The 19,123-nt window shown below is 35.4% G+C and carries 16 protein-coding genes; 4 read left to right on the plus strand and 12 right to left on the minus strand.

What is annotated here, in order from left to right; all coding sequences use genetic code 11:
* Positions 1–2: 2 nt before the first annotated feature.
* Positions 3–1,181: a Na+/H+ antiporter NhaA gene (nhaA, locus tag AC4IFE_RS12855; protein ID WP_490757578.1), complete on the plus strand. Its 1,179-nt coding sequence runs from the start codon at positions 3–5 to the stop codon at positions 1,179–1,181.
* Here the strand turns inward: nhaA and AC4IFE_RS12860 are convergent.
* Positions 1,178–2,188 (minus strand): YihY/virulence factor BrkB family protein, encoded by a 1,011-nt coding sequence (locus tag AC4IFE_RS12860; RefSeq protein ID WP_490757579.1) that lies wholly within the window; start codon positions 2,186–2,188, stop codon positions 1,178–1,180. The genes nhaA and AC4IFE_RS12860 overlap by 4 nt on opposite strands.
* Positions 2,189–2,622: 434 nt before the next feature.
* Between AC4IFE_RS12860 and AC4IFE_RS12865 the strand changes: the two genes are divergently transcribed.
* The gene (locus tag AC4IFE_RS12865; RefSeq protein WP_490757580.1) at positions 2,623–3,096 is read left to right on the plus strand and encodes a 23S rRNA (pseudouridine(1915)-N(3))-methyltransferase RlmH; all 474 of its coding nucleotides are present in this window, start codon (positions 2,623–2,625) and stop codon (positions 3,094–3,096) included.
* Positions 3,097–3,125: 29 nt separating this feature from the next.
* On the opposite strand, the gene AC4IFE_RS12870 is transcribed toward AC4IFE_RS12865, so the two are convergent.
* The 4 genes from AC4IFE_RS12870 to AC4IFE_RS12885 form a co-directional block, all read right to left on the minus strand.
* Positions 3,126–3,584: a tRNA (cytidine(34)-2'-O)-methyltransferase gene (locus tag AC4IFE_RS12870; protein ID WP_490757581.1), complete on the minus strand. Its 459-nt coding sequence runs from the start codon at positions 3,582–3,584 to the stop codon at positions 3,126–3,128.
* Positions 3,585–3,677: 93 nt separating this feature from the next.
* Positions 3,678–4,490: a tetratricopeptide repeat protein gene (locus AC4IFE_RS12875; protein WP_490757582.1), complete on the minus strand. Its 813-nt coding sequence runs from the start codon at positions 4,488–4,490 to the stop codon at positions 3,678–3,680.
* Positions 4,487–5,053, minus strand: coding sequence for a phosphatase PAP2 family protein (locus AC4IFE_RS12880; RefSeq protein ID WP_490757583.1), 567 nt, complete (start codon positions 5,051–5,053; stop codon positions 4,487–4,489). Before AC4IFE_RS12880 ends, AC4IFE_RS12875 begins: the two co-directional genes overlap by 4 nt.
* A gap of 3 nt (positions 5,054–5,056) precedes the next feature.
* Positions 5,057–5,392 carry a Sec-independent protein translocase subunit TatA/TatB gene (locus AC4IFE_RS12885; RefSeq protein ID WP_490757584.1) on the minus strand — a complete coding sequence of 112 codons (336 nt, stop codon included), beginning with the start codon at positions 5,390–5,392 and terminating at the stop codon, positions 5,057–5,059.
* A 308-nt stretch (positions 5,393–5,700) separates the two neighbouring features.
* Here AC4IFE_RS12885 and AC4IFE_RS12890 point away from each other — a divergent pair, with 308 nt between their 5' ends.
* Entirely contained in the window at positions 5,701–6,645 is a 945-nt protein-coding gene (locus AC4IFE_RS12890) for a hypothetical protein (protein WP_490757585.1), read from the plus strand.
* Positions 6,646–6,734: 89 nt separating this feature from the next.
* Here AC4IFE_RS12890 and AC4IFE_RS12895 read toward each other — a convergent pair whose 3' ends face one another.
* Both AC4IFE_RS12895 and secD read right to left on the minus strand, forming a co-directional pair.
* Positions 6,735–7,970 carry a TCR/Tet family MFS transporter gene (locus tag AC4IFE_RS12895; protein WP_490757586.1) on the minus strand — a complete coding sequence of 412 codons (1,236 nt, stop codon included), beginning with the start codon at positions 7,968–7,970 and terminating at the stop codon, positions 6,735–6,737.
* Positions 7,971–8,328: 358 nt separating this feature from the next.
* On the minus strand, positions 8,329–11,238 hold the full coding sequence (secD, locus tag AC4IFE_RS12900) for a protein translocase subunit SecD (RefSeq protein ID WP_490757587.1): 2,910 nt from the start codon (positions 11,236–11,238) through the stop codon (positions 8,329–8,331).
* A 218-nt stretch (positions 11,239–11,456) separates the two neighbouring features.
* Here secD and AC4IFE_RS12905 point away from each other — a divergent pair, with 218 nt between their 5' ends.
* Entirely contained in the window at positions 11,457–12,827 is a 1,371-nt protein-coding gene (locus tag AC4IFE_RS12905) for a PQQ-dependent sugar dehydrogenase (protein ID WP_490757588.1), read from the plus strand.
* A 157-nt stretch (positions 12,828–12,984) separates the two neighbouring features.
* Here AC4IFE_RS12905 and AC4IFE_RS12910 read toward each other — a convergent pair whose 3' ends face one another.
* The 5 genes from AC4IFE_RS12910 to hemN all read right to left on the minus strand — a co-directional run bounded on the left by AC4IFE_RS12910 (position 12,985) and on the right by hemN (position 19,005).
* Entirely contained in the window at positions 12,985–13,887 is a 903-nt protein-coding gene (locus AC4IFE_RS12910; protein WP_490757589.1) for a thiopeptide-type bacteriocin biosynthesis protein, read from the minus strand.
* Positions 13,884–16,073, minus strand: coding sequence for a lantibiotic dehydratase family protein (locus AC4IFE_RS12915; protein ID WP_490757590.1), 2,190 nt, complete (start codon positions 16,071–16,073; stop codon positions 13,884–13,886). Before AC4IFE_RS12915 ends, AC4IFE_RS12910 begins: the two co-directional genes overlap by 4 nt.
* Positions 16,049–17,194, minus strand: a complete 1,146-nt coding sequence (locus AC4IFE_RS12920) for a lanthionine synthetase LanC family protein (RefSeq protein ID WP_490757591.1) — start codon at positions 17,192–17,194, stop codon at positions 16,049–16,051. Before AC4IFE_RS12920 ends, AC4IFE_RS12915 begins: the two co-directional genes overlap by 25 nt.
* Before the next feature lie 82 nt (positions 17,195–17,276).
* The gene (locus AC4IFE_RS12925; RefSeq protein WP_490757592.1) at positions 17,277–17,510 is read right to left on the minus strand and encodes a hypothetical protein; all 234 of its coding nucleotides are present in this window, start codon (positions 17,508–17,510) and stop codon (positions 17,277–17,279) included.
* Positions 17,511–17,646: 136 nt separating this feature from the next.
* Entirely contained in the window at positions 17,647–19,005 is a 1,359-nt protein-coding gene (gene hemN / locus AC4IFE_RS12930) for an oxygen-independent coproporphyrinogen III oxidase (protein ID WP_490757593.1), read from the minus strand.
* Positions 19,006–19,123: the final 118 nt, after the last annotated feature.

Here is a 19,123-nt window from a genome sequence, read left to right on the forward strand (position 1 = left end):
ACATGAATTTATCTTTATATTTTAAAAAATTTTTCAGCAGCAATCAGTCATCGGGAATTATACTTATTTTCTGTGTGCTTGCCTCATTATTGATCGCCAATTCGTCTGCGGGTGAAGGATTTCAGAATTTTCTGGATAAAGAAGTGGGCACCAGCCTTTTTCACCTTACCTATCCTGTGAGCATATGGATCAATGACGGACTGATGGCCGTTTTCTTTTTACTTGTAGGACTCGAGATCAAACGGGAAATGGTGGAAGGTGAACTTTCTTCCTTTAAAAATGCCTCATTGCCCATTTTTGCTGCAGTTGGAGGAATGCTGGTTCCTGCTGCTATCTATACCTTCTTCAATGCCGGAACAGAATATGGCAGCGGATGGGGAATTCCTATGGCTACGGATATTGCCTTTTCACTGGCTATCATTTCAATGCTGGGCAAAAAGATTCCCAACTCTATTAAAATATTCCTTGCAGCACTGGCGATTGTAGATGATCTGGGTGCCATTCTGGTAATTGCTATTTTTTATACTGAACAAATCCACTGGACCTATCTCCTGCTTTCGTTTGGAACAGCAGCACTGCTGTTTCTGTTAAACTTTTTGAAAGTTACCCGCATTATTTTTTATATTATTCCGGGATTATTTTTATGGTATTTCCTGCACCATTCCGGAATTCATGCAACAATAGCCGGAGTTCTGCTTGCTTTTTCCATTCCTACGAATGTATCTGATGTAGAAATTTCACCCCTTGAAAAGCTGGAGCATCAGCTTCATTTTCCGGTAAGCTTTCTGATCATGCCGATATTTGCCTTAACGAATACCAACATCACTTTTACCAGCGAAATGGTAACGGGAGTGACAAGTACATTAGGTTTAGGGATTATCTGCGGACTGATTTTAGGAAAACTGATCGGGATCAACGTGTTTTCTTTTATTGCCATTAAATTAAAGCTCAGCGAACTGCCACAAAACAGTACATGGCTACAGATGATGGGTGTTGGTTTACTCGCAGGAATAGGTTTTACCATGTCCATTTTTATTGCACTTCTTTCCTTTAAAGATGATATTCCTATTCAGGATGAAGCTAAATTTGCTATCCTGATCGCTTCTTTCTTAGCGGCAGTTTTAGGGTTTGTGATATTAAGTATGAGTTCTAAAAAAGACAGGAACGCTGTTGAAAATTAATCTTTTTTCTCTTCCAGCTTTATTTTGTGCTCTTCATCACTTTCCAGATTAGGTTCTGTAACGGATGCACGATAGTGGGCCGCTTCTCTTTTGATCTCATCAGACAGCAGCTTTTCAATCCTGAGTTTTCTTAGGGCCATATTAAGCTCGTTTCCGAACAGCAGGAGATATACATTCACATTCACCCAAACCATCAGCAGAATCATACTTCCGATGGAACCGTAAAGGACATTATATCTGGCAATATCTTTCACATAGATCGCGAAGATAAAGGTAGTGAGAACAAACAGGACCGTCGTTAAAATAGCGCCCGGTACCGCCTGTCTGAATCTGGCAATCTTTACCGTTCCCAGCCAGTAAAAAAGTGTTAAAAGGATGAAGTAAAACAGCGGAAAAGATACAAATCCAATGATCTTGGAAAGGTTATTCACAAGCCAGGAAATATCGTAAGCAGGTGTAAAGAGTTTCATTACAACCTCTACATAATACACCCCGAAAAGTGCCAGAAAGACAATGGTAATAAAGCCTATTGTGATAAAGAAAGAAAGAATAAACTCTTTGACGTCAGTGAGCTTTTCGTCTGAATTTTCATTGAATCCGTTGATAAGCGAAAAGGTTCCGTTGGTGGCAAAAACCAATGCCAAAACAATGGTTAGATTACTGATGCCTTTCATATTCGGGATGATATTGGTTTCAATATATCCCCTTACATCGCCTTCCATATTAGAAGGAAAAACGTTATGCATCAGAACTTCAAAAATATAAAACTGAAGCTTGTCATAATGCGGCATGTACGGCAAAACGGAAAGCAGGAAGAGCAGAAAAGGAAACAAACTGATGGTAAAGCTCCAGGAAATGGCGGCCGCCTTTCTTCCGATATTCCCTTTGAAAATTCCGGAAATATAGATCTGGAACATCTGCCAGAGTGATATTCCCAAAACAGGAATATGTATACCGTCAAAAAACTCTTGAATCTTCAAGATAAATTTAGGAACTTTTATACTCATCTATTTGGTGCATTTTCTCTTACTATAACAGCTTGGGTTATCTCATAAAAGAGAAACACTGCTGTTTCAAATAAGTCTTATATACAAATATAAACATTTTCTTTATCCTGCTATAAAGCTGAAACTGATTGGTCTGCATCAATGGTATAAAATAGCTATTCTCCCTTCATCTCAGGAAAGAAAATATTATCTGAAAAGTAACAGATATCAATAAAAGCTATTAATCTGTTCAATATAGATTTTAGCACTTATTTTAAGTATTAACCGCCATATTAACACTGTTGACTATAGAATACGTTTATAATTCGGGAATATGGTATTATTGAAGATTAAATCATCAATGCTGTACATTGAATACTTTATAGTTTCTGAATTGTGTCTCCTCTTTTTTAGTATTAAAAAATGGTATCTTTGTGCTTTGAAATCCTCTATACATGCGAATCAGCTTACTTTGTATCGGTAAAACAGATGACAAGGAGATCACTTCCCTGATCAGTTACTACCTTACCCGTCTTCCCAAGCACTGGAATTTTGAAATCACAGAAATTCCGGATGTAAAAAACGCTAAAAACCTCTCGCCTGAACTTTTGAAAAAGGAAGAATCTAAGCTTTTCTTAAATTATATTGATAAAAATGATCTTGTTGTACTCCTTGACGAGAAAGGCAAGCAGTTTACCAGCCGTGAATTCTCACAGAGAATTGATACCTGGATGAATTCTTCGGTAAAAAAAGTTCATATCCTCATCGGAGGTGCCTATGGTTTTTCAGAGGAGATCTATAGCCGGGCCAATGAAAAGATGTCTTTATCAAAAATGACTTTTACCCACCAGATGATCCGTCTGTTTATTGTTGAACAGTTTTACCGGGCTGATCAGATTTTACAGGGGAAACCATATCATAATGATTAAAAATCATGTATTTAAGAAAAGATCCTGCTTTATTTAACTTGTAAATTGATCTGCCTTTTGGCTTCACCAATTACAAAAGCAACGGAATTGGCAATATTGAAACTTCTGATCAATTTTGACATAGGAATTGTCAAATGATTTTCGAACTGCTCCAAGACTTCCTTACTCAAACCCACACTCTCCTTACCAAAAACCAGCCAGTCACCATCCTGGAAATCATTTTCCAGATATGATTTTTCAGCATGGGAGCTCATTAAAAAAACACGGGAAGGATCTGGGATATTCTTCATCCACTCTTCTATATTGGCATATTCAGTAACATCAAGATGCACCCAATAATCCAAGCCTGAACGTTTGAGGTTTTTATCATTGATTACAAATCCAAACGGATGAACGAGGTGAAGCTTACTTTCTGTACCCACACATAGCCTTCCGATATTCCCTGTGTTATTAGGTATTTCGGGTTCTACAAGAACAATGTTTAGCATTTATTTCTTTATTTATGACGTATTTTGTCTGATACCGCTTGATTACGGGCGCGGCATTTCATGCCGCGCCCGTAATCAAGCGGTAGTATAAATTTATTTTTTCACACATTTAGCATAATAATCCGCCAAGATCGCTTTTTCATAACCCAGGCTTACTGCTTTATCCAGATTTTCACAGGCTTCCTTTGGCTTTGCCGTATCAAATAGAACCATTGCTTTGGTTACATAAGAATGAGAAAATTTCGGATCTATGGAAATAGCTTTATTAACATCGGTAAGGGCTTCTTTAGACTTTTTCATTTTGAAATAAACATCTGCCCTGCCATTATACAGCAGTGATTCAGGTTTTTCAGAGATCAGCTGGTTGTAATCTTTTAAGGCACCATCCAGGTCGCCGTTGTTTTTCTTCAGGTTGGCCAATCCTGTTTTGGCAAATATGTTATCCGGAGCAAAGCTCAGGATCTGTTTAAGATCATTCAGGGCAAGATCTTTTTTCCCCTGGCTGTCGTAGATCTTGGAGCGGGTAAGGTAAAATTCAGGATTTTCAGCATCGATTTTGAGGCCTGTGGAAATGTATTCCAATGCTTTGGCCTTATTCCCTTTCTGACTGTTCAGTGATGCCAGATTGGCATATACCGGGGCCGATAAAGGATTTGCTTTTAAAGCAGATTCATACGATTTTAAAGCTAATGCAGACTTTCCCAGCCTTCTTTGGGCTGTCCCGAGATTATTGTAATATTCGGACTGAAATTTCTGGATTTGCTCTTTTTCCGCGAGTTTGCTGTATTGTTCTTCTGCACATTTGTAATCGGCTTTTTTAAAGCATTCTTCCGCTTTAGTTTTATCCTGTGCATAAAGACCGAATGAAGAGCATATAAATGCTGTCAGTAATAAAGATTTTTTCATGAAGCTATATTTTGTTTGTTGATGACTTTTTTGGCGAGCACTCCAAATATCACTCCCAATAAAGATCCAACAAACGCCCCTACCAAAATATCTATCGGGAAATGCACTCCTAAATATATCCGGCTGTAAGAAACTACCACAGCCCATACAAATATAGCATATGGAAACCAATTGAGCTTCTTTTTCAATAAAATACTTAAATAAGCTGCCAGGAAGAAGGTATTGGAGGCATGGGCAGAATAAAACCCGTACTGCCCGCCGCACTTCACAATCCTCATATAATGTTCTAAACTGGGATCATGACAGGGCCGGAGCCTGGCCACTCCATATTTGAAAACACTTGCCAACTGGTCAGAAACGGTAGCTCCAAGTGCTAGAAATATAAGGATAAAAATTAGGGATTTTAACTTATAATTCTTGTATAAAAAGTAAAGAAATATGATGTAAAGCGGTACCCAGATCCATGTACTGGAAATGAGCATCCAAAACTGGTCGAAGGAAGTGTCGCCCAAATTATTAAGGTATAAAAAAACCTTTTTGTCTTCCTGAATAATTTCCTCCATGAATTATCTGCTTACCGGCCCTTCGTAGGTTTCGTCGTCGGCAGGCTTTAGTTTTGGAGGTTCATTAGTAGCAGAAGGTTCTGTTACGATATCTTTTTCAATGTTCTTCATGGGGTTGAAATCTTTTGCCGCATCTTTTACCTTCTCAATTTCTCGCTTGATCTCAGAAACAGGGTTATCTGTTTCCTTCATGATCTCAGTTTTAATGTCTTCCACTGCACCACGCATCTTTCTAACGCCTGCCCCAAGGTCACGCGCTATCTGAGGAAGTTTATCCGGACCGAATAAAACAACAATCGCCACTGCGATCAGTGCCATTTCTCCAATGCTTAATTCCATGTGGTAAAATTACGAAAGTTTATACATTTATTTACAGGAAACTAAAATTTTAAACAAATTTTAAGATTTGAGAGGTTTTGTTTCGGTACGGGATACGGGAGGACGTGTTTGAGAGTTTTAGTTATACGCTCATAGATTGTTAATTTTGATGCTTAAGGTTTGACTTACGAAGCAAAATTCACAATTGATTATTCACACTTCGGTATTAAACATTCCACAACTTCCAGTTAATAAATAATTAATTCAACAAAATGAGATTTAATATTAATTTTCTTATATTTATTACACAAATCCATTAATATTTTATTATGAAAAAACTAGTAACTACTTTTAAGCTTTTTGCTGTCATATCAGTATTAACGCTTACTGCCTGTCAGGATGAAAACATCGAAACAATGCAGGAAACAACTGTCACTAAGGCATCAGCTGCTGATCTTAAAAAGGAAATGAGTCCGGGACTACAGACCGTTCCGGAAAACGTTCAGATCCAGATCAGTGATTCTAAGAAAAACCTTGAACAGTATCTTAAAAACGAACTTCAGATTACAGAGATCAATGTGTTAGGAAAGCTTTCGACACAGAAAGGTATTGAAATCTCCCGGGATTTAATTTCGGACAGAGAGCAATTTACCGCGGAAGGAAACATTCTTGCTCCGGAAACCGTAAAAGTAGGAAAAATAGGAATGTTGTTCTCCGGAGATCAATTGGCAGAAGCTCAAAAAGGACTTAAAGAAGCAGCTTCTGAGCAGATCAAAACCGGTACCGATGTTCTTGAAATTTCGTGGAACTATAAAGGTGAACAGTTTACATCGTTATGTTTTTACAATGAATCAGGAATTATCTGGGATAATGTATTTGCCGGACTTGTCATGATGGAAACAAGAGGAAATGCTGAAGCTTCTCCTGTTGATGCTCAGGCAAAGGTATCCTCAAAATGGTTCAAGGAATGGTGGACAGCCAAATGGCTTTGGGGCTCGAAAAGAGGGGAAATCGGATACAAGATTACTATTTATTATTCCGGATCTACGGTTTCAAATGTTGATGTAAGCGACTGGGGAAATATCAGTTTGGGCAAAGCAAAAAGCGAAAGCAAAATCACAAAGAAAACAGGAGCTTACGGGCAGTGCAGATATGCGCTTGGATTATGTACTCCTACGGGATCTTTAAGCTTTAACAGCAGCAATTTTTCCGTATCATTTTCGGGGCTGGGAAGCAATATCGTAAGTAATGGAACAAAATCACTTTATCCGTAAAATTCTGACACCTTATTATATTTCAATAAAAATAGGGAAGCTTCAACGCTTCCCTATTTATTTCTCTGCTAAATATTCGTAAGTATTGTTTACAGCTTTTTGATCAGTTTTTTATCTTTTTTCTGAAATGCAAAATAGGTCATTACCACGCTTATCGCCATTAAAATAAATGCCAGGAAGAATGGTGCTCCCGAAAATTCAAACGGAGCTTCGTCATGAGTAAAGAAGTAAAACAGGTTGGTCATCAACGGCGGTCCTATGATAGAAGTAGCGCTCATCAAGCTGGTTAATGCTCCCTGAAGCTCTCCCTGCTCGTTGGAAGGTACACTTTTCGTAATTACTGACTGCAATGCCGGTCCACAGATTCCTCCCAAACAGTAAGGAACCAAAAACGCAAACATCATCCAGCCTTCTGTAGCAAAGGCAAATAATAGCATTCCTAATGCATACAAAGCCAATCCGTAATAAATACTTTTTTCATCTCCCAGCTTAGGAGTTGTCCAACGTATCAGAATTCCCTGAACTAAACCTACTAAAAGGCCTACAACTCCTAATGAAATTCCAACCATTCTTTCTGTCCAGTTAAATTTATACATGGTGAAAAAGCTCCAGTTACTCTGTACCGCATGTCCTGCAATATAGATTAAAATAAGGGCAAATATCAACCCTGAAATTTCCGGGTGTTTCCCCAGAAACTTAAATGAACCCACAGGATTTGCTCGTTTCCAGTCGAATTCTCTTCTTTTATCTTTATCTAAGCTTTCAGGAAGAACGAAATAACCGTAAAGGAAATTCAAAAGGCATAAACCTGCTGCTGCATAAAAAGGCACTCTTGCACCATAGTGCCCCAGAACCCCTCCCAATACAGGTCCGATGATAAATCCAAGACCGAATGCAGCCCCGATAAGACCGAAATTCTTAGCCCTGTCTTCATCTGTAGAAATATCAGCAATATAAGCACTGGCCGTTGTTACACTGGCACCTGTAATCCCTGCAATAATCCGGCCCAGGAAAAGCCACCAGATCGTGGGTGCAAGGGCAAGAAAAATATAATCTACAGCAAATCCAAAGAGGGAAATCAGAATAATAGGCCTTCTCCCGTATTTATCACTCAGGTTTCCTACCACCGGTGAAAAGATAAACTGGGTAAATGCATAGGCAAAACCAAGCCAGCCGCCATATTTTGCAGCTTCACTGATGTCGGCATGAATAAGCTCCTCAATTAATTTGGGAACAACGGGGATAATGATTCCCCATCCGGTAATGTCAATCAATAAAGTAATAAATATAAAGCCGATGGCTGCTTTTTTCCTTGAGTTTTCCATAATGCTGCAAAATTAATCAAATCCGAAAATATAATCATTCTAAATTGTGGTTTTGGAAGAGAGTTGAGAACCAAGAGTCAAGAGTCAAGAGCCAAGAGCCAAGAACCAAGAACCAAGAACCAAGAACCGAGATAACAGACACCAGATTTTAGATGTTAGACTGGCAAATATAAATTCAAACTTTTAATTTTAAATATTATTTTTTTTAACACCAGGCCTGAATCTTAAATCTGCTAACCGGAACTCCTCATACTCTCTTACTCTCATACTCCAAAACCCCGCCACCCACAAATCGTTCCCCTATATAAAAAAGGCCGCTTCTTTCGAAACGGCCTTTACTTATTTATTGTAGTTGATATTACTTTGAAGCAAGTACTTCTTTGGTACTTGTTGTCTTACCGTGTACCTCTTCTTCTTTCCCTTTTTTAAGGAAATCGTAAGCGATAGCCGATGCAATAAAGATAGATGAATAGGTACCAAATCCGATACCGATCAACATGGCAAACATAAATCCTCTCAGGTTATCTCCACCAAAGATGAAGATCGCCAGGATCACAAGGATCGTTGTAAATGATGTGTTGAATGTTCTACCCAATGTACTGGAGATGGAATCATCAAATAATCCTGCCAGTGTTAAAGCTTTCTTCTCTCTTAAATACTCTCTGATTCTATCGAAGATAATAACGGTATCATTGATAGAGTATCCTAATACCGTAAGAATTGCTGCAACAAAATCCTGGTTGATCTCCATGTTGAACGGCATAAATTTATGAAGCAATGAATACGCTCCCAAAATAATTATCGCATCATGGAACAAAGCTACTACAGCACCCAATGAGAATTGCCATTTTCTAAATCTAAATAAAATATAGATGAAGATACCCGCCAAAGCTGCTGCTACAGCAAGCATACCGTGAGTCTGAATATCATCTGCTACCGTAGGACCTACTTTTTCAGAAGAGATAATTCCTGCATGTTCCTTATCTGCAGATTTGAAATCATTCAATGTCATGCTGGCAGGTAAGCTAGCCTTTAATCCTTCGTATAATTTCTGCTCTATAGTCTGGTCAGCTTTTAAAGATTCATCTTCAATAAGATAATCTGTTGAAATTTTCAACTGTCTGTCATTACCGAAAGTTTTAGCTTCAACAGAAGAATTTTTACCATCTTCAGTTTTGAATACTTTTACCAGATTCTGCTCAATATCTTCAGCATTAACAGCTTTATCAAATCTTACCACATAATTTCTACCTCCTGTAAAGTCGATTCCGTATTTGAATCCGTTCATTGCGATGGATATAACACAAATTACTGTCAGAATACCGGAAATAATGTATGCGTATTTTCTCTTCCCGATAAAATCGATCCAGGTATTTCTGAATAGATTCTTCGTCGGAGGAGTCCAGACAGAAAGATGTTTTCCTTTATTCAATCTTGTGAAGATCATTACTCTGGAAAGCAATACAGAAGTAAAGAATGTCATTAAAATACCAATTCCTAAAGTCAGAGCAAATCCTTTGATAGGTCCTGTTCCGAATAAGAAAAGTACACCAGCCGTCAATAATGTCGTTAAGTGACCATCTACGATCGCACTTAGTGCATGTTTGAAACCGTCTTTATAAGCTTCCAGAATGCTCTTTCCTGCAAATAATTCTTCTTTGGTTCTTTCGTAGATAATTACGTTCGTATCGACCGCCATTGCCATCGTAAGAACGATACCCGCGATACCAGGAAGCGTCAGTGTAAAGTCTCCGGAATCCATAATTCCGAAAATATAGAATAAGTTGATGATCATTGCAATTACAGCATACACACCTGCACCACCATAATAGAAGATGATATAAACAATAATAATAAGGAATGCGATAGCAAATGAGATAACCCCTGCATTAATAGACTCCTGTCCTAATGAAGGTCCTACAACTGTAGCCTGAACTACTTTTGCTCCCGCCGGTAATTTACCTGCTCCTAAAACGTCTACCAGTTCTTTAGCTTCCTCCTGAGAGAAATTACCAGAGATCTGGGTTCTACCGTTAGGAATGGCGTTCACAACGTTTGGCGCAGTATATACTCTGCCATCCAAGGTTACCGCTACCGGCCTACCTACGTTCTTCTCAGTTAATGTTTTCCATTCTTTAGCTCCTTTGGAGTCCATCTGCATGTCTACTACCACTCTGCTCAGCTCATCATAGCCAATGCTTGCCGTTTCAACAGCGCCGTCTACCGGAGCTTTTTGGTTGATGTTACCTCTGATCGCATACAATACCAAACTTTCAGCATCTGTAGCTTCAGGCTTGTAACCCCACATGAACTGTGTATATTTAATGTTAGCCGGACGTAATGACTGACCTACTTTGCTGTTCAAAATTTTGTTTACAGCAGCAGTATCTGAAAGTTTTACGCTTGCAACACCGTTTGATCTTAATTTGTCAAGGTTTAAAAGACTCATGAAGTTGATATTCTTCGCAACTCCCATAGAATCACCTTTTATACCCACCATTGTAGTCAATGTCTGGAAATATGGCGCTATTTCAGGAACCTGCTGTACTTCCCAGAACTGAAGTTTTGCTGAAGTCTGAAGCATTTTCTTCACCTTGTCGATATCTTTCATACCAGGCATTTCAACAGAAATTCTTGCCGTACCCGGTACTCTCTGAACGTTTGGCTGCACCGCACCCATTTTATCGATTCTGGTTCTGATTACTTCGAAAGCAGTACCTACAGAAAGATCAATTCTTCTTTTGATGATACTTTTTACCTGATCATCAGTCGTATTGTACTTGATCTCCGATAAATTGGTATTCCCGAAAAGTTCAGGATCAGCCAGCTTAAGGTTCGTCCCTTTTGCTCTGTTGATCGCTTCAAACTGATCGAAAAAATTATCGATGTAAGATTTTGTAGAATTCTTCTGAACTTCATCCGTTTTATTCAAAGCCTCAATAAGAACAGGATTGGTAGAATAATTCGTTAAATCATTTACCAGATCTCTTTGGTTGATTTCCAAAAGAACGTTGATCCCACCTTTCAAGTCAAGACCAAGTTTCATTTCCTTGTCTTTGGCTTTAGTGTAATAAAGTTTTGTGAATCCCAGGTTCAAAGTATCTTTAGAAAGTCTTGTAATTTCTTTCTGATACTTTTCCGGATTGTCTCCTGCAACAGCAGTCGCCTGCCTTTCAATTTTGCTGGCGTACCAAGTTGGTAATAGCTCATTTAAGCAAATTAACCCTAGTACAATAGCAACAATTGTAATAAGTCCTTTTCCTTGCATTTTGTTATAACTACGTTAAATTAAGTCGGCAAATATAATGATTTTATTATTATTTTATGAATTTTTTAACAGCAGAAACGGTTTATTTTCAGATATATCGGGGTTTTAACTTCTATTTAAGATTTAATAATTTTTCTTCCTTATCGTAATGAAATTTTCAAATTCCGATTGGTATAAAATTTTCATTCATTTATCAATACACTAAATATCAAAATATTATGAAAAAACTATTTTTTACCCTGGGCGTTTTTTCTTCTTTAATCGTTAATTCTCAAAGCATTAATTTAGTAGAATTTGCGTCCGGGCTCACCAGTCCGGTTGAAATTACGAACGCCAATGACACCCGTCTCTTCGTCGTACAGCAGAACGGAATCATTAAGATCATTCAGCCCAACGGAACAATCAACAGTGCCGATTTTATGAATATCAGCTCCAAAGTTCTTTATGGAGGGGAAAGAGGCCTTCTTGGTCTTGCCTTTCATCCTCAGTATTCAACCAACGGGTATTTCTTTGTGTATTACAACAATACCGCCGGAAATATCATTGTAGCAAGATATTCTGTAAGTTCTACCAACCCTGACGTTGCAGATCCAGCTTCCGAAAAGATCCTTCTGAATATTCCAAAACCGTTTGACAATCATAACGGCGGAAGTATTCATTTCGGTCCTGACGGAAATCTTTGGATCGTTACAGGAGATGGCGGAAGCGGCGGAGACCCCAACAACAATTCCCAAAACATAAATTCACTCTTGGGAAAGATGTTAAGGATAGATGTGAATGCTACAGGACCGTATAATATTCCACCCGGAAATCCTTTTGCAGGAACTTCAGTGACCGGAGCTGATGAGATCTGGGCCTATGGACTTAGAAATGCATGGAAATTTTCATTTGACACCAATACAGGGAATGTAATCATTGCTGATGTAGGCCAGGGAGCCATTGAAGAGATCAACAGAATGCCTGCCACCCAAGCCGGAATCAATTACGGATGGCGATGTTATGAGGGTAATAATGCGTACAATACAGCAGGATGTGCCCCTATGTCCACAATGACATTTCCGGTTGCCGTTTATGATCATTCCGGAGGAAAATGCTCCATAACCGGCGGATATGTTTACCGGGGAAGCCAGTACCCTTCTCTTCAGGGGAAATATTTCTTTGCAGATTACTGTTCAGAACAGATCGGAATTCTGAATCCGGATAATTCTATTGTGTGGAATTCTCCAAGTTCAGGAAACAATTTTTCTACTTTCGGACAGAATTCCCAGAAAGAATTGTTTGTCGCGGCGGTAAACAGCGGGAAGGTATTTAAAATCACAACAGGCGCGCTGGCAACCAATGAAACAGACCGTCTCAATTCTTTGTACATTCATCCCAATCCCGCTTCCGAAAAGGTTTTCATTGAAGGTCTGGAAGATCTGAACAGCACTGCAGATCTTATCAGTACAGAAGGAAAAATAGTTCTGGAAAAAGCAAAAATTGAAAATGACGGCAGTGTGGATATTACAGGAATTCCTGCAGGAGCTTACTACCTGATCATCAAATCGGGAGATGTGAAATCTTACAGTCAGAAGTTGATTATTAAATAATAGTAATGTAGCCTCCCTTAATGTATTCATTTAAATAAAAATTTTGTTTTGAAAGGCCCTAATAACTACATTCTAGGGAGGTTTATAAATTCAAGATCAATAACTGAAATTATTTTTGAGCCCTAACTGTCGGGAATTAAACCTGACCATTAGAGCTTTACACTTTATCTGATGACAATATCATGTATTTATTTTTAGCAATTTTACTTTCATAAAAACGCCTAACATAATCATATAATAGTAGTTCATGTGCTCTATTATTTGTAGGAATCATTCTATTAATATTCATATGTATATAACTAAAAATATACTTTTCAAAATTAATTTCTTCTTTTAAACAAATATTTTTTAAAATCTCAATAGTTTTTTTTAGTTCTGAATCTCTTTTCTTTAATAGAATTATTAATTTCTTCATTATTGGATCATCATTCAATAATCGCTTTGATTCATCAATAATATCCTCTACAAATTTCCTTTTATCCCTATACAATTCATTAAGTATTTTTGAATTGTTTATATTGTAGCCAAACTCATATCTAAAAGACTCGCTCATGCTACTTATAATCTTTAACTTATCTTCAGGACTTTCACAAAAAAAACTAAGATAAGAATCTACACTTATCAACGAAATTTTCCATTTATAGTCTTCTATTTCACTTTTATTGATAATCTTTAACATCTTAATACAATATTCACTATCAATATAGAAGAGCGATTCCGTAATATCCATTAATTTTTCGTTATAGCGTTCAAGCTCTTGTTCATATGTATCCATCTGAATTTTCCAAATAATATCATTTTCAATATACTTCTTTAATCTACTTTGAAATAAATTCAAAATAAGATTTATTGAATTGACATTTTTCAGCTTAATTCTTAATCTAATATGATAATATGGGTCAGAATATCTAATAAAAAAAAACTTTTCTATATAGTTCTCTTTTTCAACATATTTAATAATTTTAAATATGTCATCCGTTAAAATTTTATCTGAAAAGGATCTACTCATATAAAACTTTAAATATATCCATTCTGAACCAGGCACGTATTTTCCTTTCATAATTCATTTTTAAAAAAAGAAACTATAAATTCATTTGTATAAACATTATTTTGCAAGTCTCTTGCTATAGAATAGTTTGAATCAAATAAGAATTCTTTTAAAGTTATAAATTTATTTTTTTTTATTATTTCAAATAGTGACATTATACTAATCTCATTTAATAAATCTATAAACAATTCATTATCTGACTCACAAAAGACCACAAATTGTGGTATCTTATATTTTTTTCTCCAAATATTTATGCTCTCTAAATTATTCCTAAAAATATTATTCTCAATTTCTTTTTTTTCAAAAAACCAAGTTGCGGGACTTAGGATTACATTTTTGTATTTAACTCTGGGAATATACTTTAAACTCTTATTAGGAGTAAGCGATACTCCTAATAAATTTTCATTGTCATTTTGTATATCGCATAATAGCCCAAAAGCTGGAATATTGGACATTGAATGATTTAATGCATTAGTATGCGCAATTTTGACTTCACTATTAAGTGTTTTAGATTTTAAAACAATTTTTCCTTCAACAATTGATATAGTTAAATCAGAAACAGGTATGCTTTTACACGATGAGGAAGAATTGGTAAGAATTGTTAATTCATAGTCTCTCATTTGAGGTCTAATAATGACATTTCCTATTCTTGGATTAGGAATATGTACAATTTCCAAGATGGGCAGAGCAACTAATTCCTGTTCCTTTTTTGTAATTTCTCTTATAAAATCGTCTATATCAGAACTCATATGAGAGAACCTTGCCAACAAATTAGCACCTGAATTTCCTCCTGCTGAATTTAATTTTAAAATATGTTGATTTTCTTCATAACCAACTATTTCAAAACTACAGTAAAATGTAGGATACAAATCATGTAAGTTTTTATTTTCAACATCCTTATCAGTTAGTATTATTTCATTTTTACCTAATCGTAATGTTTCTATTATTTTCTCAAATAACAATTTTTGTTTATTATTCAGATTTAGGCCAGCATCATCTTGTGTATTTTTTAATGGCAACCTTAATCCTTTAGTCAAATCATTTACATATGGCTCTCCATTATAACTTACCGGGTATCCAACACCAACATCTGCATCACAAGCAAAAAGAAAATCAACTTCCCTACCCTCAAATTTTTCAGTAAAAACTTTTTTAAATAATTCTAAATTTTCATTTTTATTATTGCCATGATTTAATTTCGTTAAGAATAAAATTGCAGATAATATATCATCACATATCTCTTTATTCAAATTTGAAACACTTGATCCTTTATATAAATCAATTTGGAAAATATTTTTCTTACTGTAATTTATCTCAATTTTATCAAGTATATGTGTCACTGAATTATAACTAATTTTTGGATTTAAAGGATCATAGCCTTCAATTATACTTTTTATATTAATTAATAGAGAGACAATATCAGGTTGTACATTTCGTTGAATCAAGATATCAATTAAATAATTTAATGGATTTCCATTTGTAATAGAAGGTGTGATTTCACTTATAAGAATTTTAGAATCTATCAATTCGAAAATAAAATCTTCTGCTTCCTGATTTGATATTTCATTCTCCATTTCCGTTACAAATGAAATTATACTCTTAATTTTAGCTCCCTTTTGTGCATACTTTATAACTTTTTTTAAAATAGAAGTATTGTATACTGATGAGATTGAATATTTAAAGTGTTTATTTTCACTAAACTTTGCTTCATAATATCTAGCCTCATTAAGCACATTATATAGAGTATCATTTGGAAAGTAAAAGATATTATCCTTTACAATCTTTTCTAACTTTTCTATGATGGAACAAATAATTTCCATATCTAGTCTAATAAATCTATTGATTTTATTATTAAAGATAACTTCAGATACTTCTGATGTAATGAAACCAGCTGTAATACCAGAAAATAAGCCGTATGGAGTTGTTCTTGTTCTTATTCTTCTCCAGTATTTAAATAAAGAATTAAATATTTTTTCTTTTTCCTTTTCATTGATAATAAAATTCTCAATGTATTTTTCCATCTCATTATATAATTCAATTGAACTATTAAATATAGCTTCTTTGAAAAATAAATTATTTTCAAATTCCACTTTACTTATCTCATCTATATTAAATCCTAAGGCAGGTGTTCTTAATAGAAATTTATTGAAGTTTTTATATTTTTTGTCCATATTTAAATCAGTAAAAATTTTTGCCATTCAGATTGTATATTAAAATGAATAGTTAAAATTGCCAATGCTATGCCTATTTTCCCTTCCAATAAGCTTAGCCTCTCATGATCATATCGATTTTCGTTTACCAAATAAAACACTTTTTTTTCTCGGTATAATTCTATTGTTTTATCTAGCCAATATTTTGCAGTGTTTAGATAATGATCGTCTTTCATTTTAAGAGCTAATCTATAAAAAAACATTGCTATCCCAGAGGTACCATGACAAAGACTAGCATCCATAATAAAATTTTCTTCTAAATCTCTTCTGTTAGATGCATAATTTATTATTTGTAATGCTTTTTTTTTGATTAAATCATCATTTAATACTTCCGAAGCATTCAACAAACATAAAGCAATGCCAAGATCGCCATAGCACCATGCTAATCGACTTCTCCCAATTTCATAAGAACTTGATTTGTTCGGAAAAAAAGAACCATGCTGAGAATAATCTATTTCCTGTGATAGAATATAATTCACAGCACCTTTTAAAATAGGCAAGATATCTGTATTAAAATCAATATCCTGCCGAATTAGGTTGCATAATAGAATAATGATACTTGCCATTCCATGAGATAGTGAAATATTTGTACTTTCTTTCCATCTTAATATATTATCATTCCAAATACCTGTTTTCTTCAAATGAGATAACAATATTTCAATATTATTTTTATATTTTTCTTCATCCTTATCTTCATTTAGTCTTTCTAAGTAATAAAAAGCGATTCCTACTGATCCATGTAAAAAATCGATATTATCATCCTTTATATAGTTTACGTAGCTTAAGTCTATAAATTCTTCAACTTCATCCGAAATAAAATCAAAGATCCCATCGTCTTCAAAATTACTTTTATTCAAATAACCAATACCAAGACATGCTCCAGATATTCCAGCACAATAAGTAGAAATAGAATCATAGTTTTCAATTGAAGTAAAAATATCCTCTATATAAGCTTCAACTTCTATCTTACTTTCAGGATAAAGTTTTTTATAATCATTTATTAATATTGCTTTTCCTGTTAATCCTGACAAAAGTCCATAGTCATTTTGCAGTAAATCTTGTTTATTTTCTAAAAGGTCAACTATTTCAGTCAATATATCTTTGTACATTATTTAAATTATTAAAATATTGCAATGAAAAAGTCGGAATAATTATCCCGACTCTAGTTATTATTTGAATTTTACAACTGTATTAATAACATTTGGCTGTACTGGTATTATTTGTGGTAACTCCATTAGTACAGTTTGTTGTACAGTCTGCATTAGTACAATTAAGAATGCTCTGTAATCCACCACAGCCATCTGTACATCCTCCAGTCCAAAGTCCATTGTCTATGCCCAATTCTCCACCTTTAATTTTTGATGCTAAAGTTTGATCAAGACTTGAAATAGTTTTCTTTTTTAGTTTTAAAGTTTTTTTTTGCATTTTATTTAGCTTTTGATTCTTTGTAAAATTATATAATTCTATAATTGTGATATTATATAATTAACATTGCAATTTATACAATTTCAATGTTTACAATTCAAAACTAGTTTAACTTTTTTAGACAGCATTTTTCCTTTTATATCGTCATAGAGAAAATTCTCGTTTCAGGTTTATTCCTCATCATCCTGAGGTCAAAAACCATGGCTACATTTCTCGTAAATGCTCTTCCTTTTTCTGTAATCCTGATTTGGTTATCATAAATTTCCACCAATTCATCTTTTTGCATCTCTTCCAGCATCTCAAATGCATTTTCAAGTTCCGGGAAAGAATTTTTATCCGTAAATGTTGTTTCAAGCTGGCACATCAGATTCAAAATGTGTCTTCTTACCGTAAGATCTTCCTGGTCCAGAATATGACCTTTTACCACAGGAATTTTACCTTCTTCAATAATCTTCTGGTACTCTTCCACCGTTTTTACATTCTGCGCAAAAGCATACCAGGAATCTGAAATGGCAGACATACCAAGACCTACCATCAGTTGGGTCTTGCTTGAAGTATAACCCATAAAGTTTCTGTGAAGTTTTTTATGAATCAGGGATTGGTACAGGTCATCATGCTCAAGAGAAAAATGGTCCATGCCCACTTCTATATATCCTAATTTCTCAAGCAGCTTTTTACCGTCTTCATATAAACGGCGTTTTTCTTCACCCGTTGGAAGATCATTTTCATCAAAACCTCTCTGTCCTACTCCTTTTACCCATGGAACATGTGCATAAGAATAGAATGCAAGCCTGTCCGGCTTCAGTTCCATTGTTTTTCTGATCGTATGCTCCATAGCCTCCCAACTCTGGTGCGGAAGTCCGAAAACCAGATCATGACTGATTCCTCTGTAACCGATCTCCTTAGCCCACTCCGTTACATTTTTTACATTTTCGAACGGCTGTACTCTGTTGATCGCCTTCTGAACTTTAGGATCATAATCCTGAACTCCAAAACTTACTCTCCTGAAGCCAAGGTCGTATAAAGTCTGAAGGTGATCCCTTGTTGTATTATTCGGATGCCCTTCAAAAGAAAACTCAGGATGTTCCGCTATTTCTACGGTTTCAAAGATACCCTGTAATAATGTTTTTAAATTTGTTGGCGAAAAAAATGTAGGAGTACCTCCTCCCAGGTGAAGTTCTTTCAGCTTGGGTCTTTCTTCAAAAAGCTCCAGATAAAGCTTCCATTCCTTTAAAACACTTTCCAGATAAGGAATTTCAACGCTGTGCTGTTTTGTGATGCGCTTGTGGCAGGCACAGAACGTACACAATGCCTCGCAGAAAGGCAGGTGAATATAAATAGAAATTCCCTCCTCTGCATTACTCTCATGAAATGACCTGATCACACTCTCCCTCCACTTTTCAGGAGAAAATGTAGATTCGTCCCAATAAGGAACAGTAGGATAAGACGTGTAGCGCGGTCCGGGAATATTATACTTATCTATTAAAGAATTCATTTCAAAATTTAAAATATTATCGAATTATGAAATTTAACATAAAATAAATTTCATCCTGCAAAATTAACCATTACGAATGAATTTTAAACTATGAAATATATTAGGCCGTATTTTATAA

Source organism: Chryseobacterium sp. UF-81 (assembly GCF_058245105.1).

What these genes read in the sequence shown, in the direction of transcription:
- AC4IFE_RS12905 (WP_490757588.1), top strand. Translation starts at nt 11,457, where the DNA reads ATGAAAAAACTATTTTTTACCCTGGGCGTTTTTTCTTCTTTAATCGTT.
- AC4IFE_RS12910 (WP_490757589.1), bottom strand. Translation starts at nt 13,887, where the DNA reads ATGAAAGGAAAATACGTGCCTGGTTCAGAATGGATATATTTAAAGTTT.
- AC4IFE_RS12895 (WP_490757586.1), bottom strand. Translation starts at nt 7,970, where the DNA reads ATGGAAAACTCAAGGAAAAAAGCAGCCATCGGCTTTATATTTATTACT.
- hemN (WP_490757593.1), bottom strand. Translation starts at nt 19,005, where the DNA reads ATGAATTCTTTAATAGATAAGTATAATATTCCCGGACCGCGCTACACG.
- AC4IFE_RS12865 (WP_490757580.1), top strand. Translation starts at nt 2,623, where the DNA reads ATGCGAATCAGCTTACTTTGTATCGGTAAAACAGATGACAAGGAGATC.
- AC4IFE_RS12885 (WP_490757584.1), bottom strand. Translation starts at nt 5,392, where the DNA reads ATGGAATTAAGCATTGGAGAAATGGCACTGATCGCAGTGGCGATTGTT.
- AC4IFE_RS12925 (WP_490757592.1), bottom strand. Translation starts at nt 17,510, where the DNA reads ATGCAAAAAAAAACTTTAAAACTAAAAAAGAAAACTATTTCAAGTCTT.
- AC4IFE_RS12915 (WP_490757590.1), bottom strand. Translation starts at nt 16,073, where the DNA reads ATGGCAAAAATTTTTACTGATTTAAATATGGACAAAAAATATAAAAAC.
- AC4IFE_RS12870 (WP_490757581.1), bottom strand. Translation starts at nt 3,584, where the DNA reads ATGCTAAACATTGTTCTTGTAGAACCCGAAATACCTAATAACACAGGG.
- AC4IFE_RS12880 (WP_490757583.1), bottom strand. Translation starts at nt 5,053, where the DNA reads ATGGAGGAAATTATTCAGGAAGACAAAAAGGTTTTTTTATACCTTAAT.
- secD (WP_490757587.1), bottom strand. Translation starts at nt 11,238, where the DNA reads ATGCAAGGAAAAGGACTTATTACAATTGTTGCTATTGTACTAGGGTTA.
- AC4IFE_RS12890 (WP_490757585.1), top strand. Translation starts at nt 5,701, where the DNA reads ATGAAAAAACTAGTAACTACTTTTAAGCTTTTTGCTGTCATATCAGTA.
- AC4IFE_RS12875 (WP_490757582.1), bottom strand. Translation starts at nt 4,490, where the DNA reads ATGAAAAAATCTTTATTACTGACAGCATTTATATGCTCTTCATTCGGT.
- AC4IFE_RS12920 (WP_490757591.1), bottom strand. Translation starts at nt 17,194, where the DNA reads ATGTACAAAGATATATTGACTGAAATAGTTGACCTTTTAGAAAATAAA.
- AC4IFE_RS12860 (WP_490757579.1), bottom strand. Translation starts at nt 2,188, where the DNA reads ATGAGTATAAAAGTTCCTAAATTTATCTTGAAGATTCAAGAGTTTTTT.
- nhaA (WP_490757578.1), top strand. Translation starts at nt 3, where the DNA reads ATGAATTTATCTTTATATTTTAAAAAATTTTTCAGCAGCAATCAGTCA.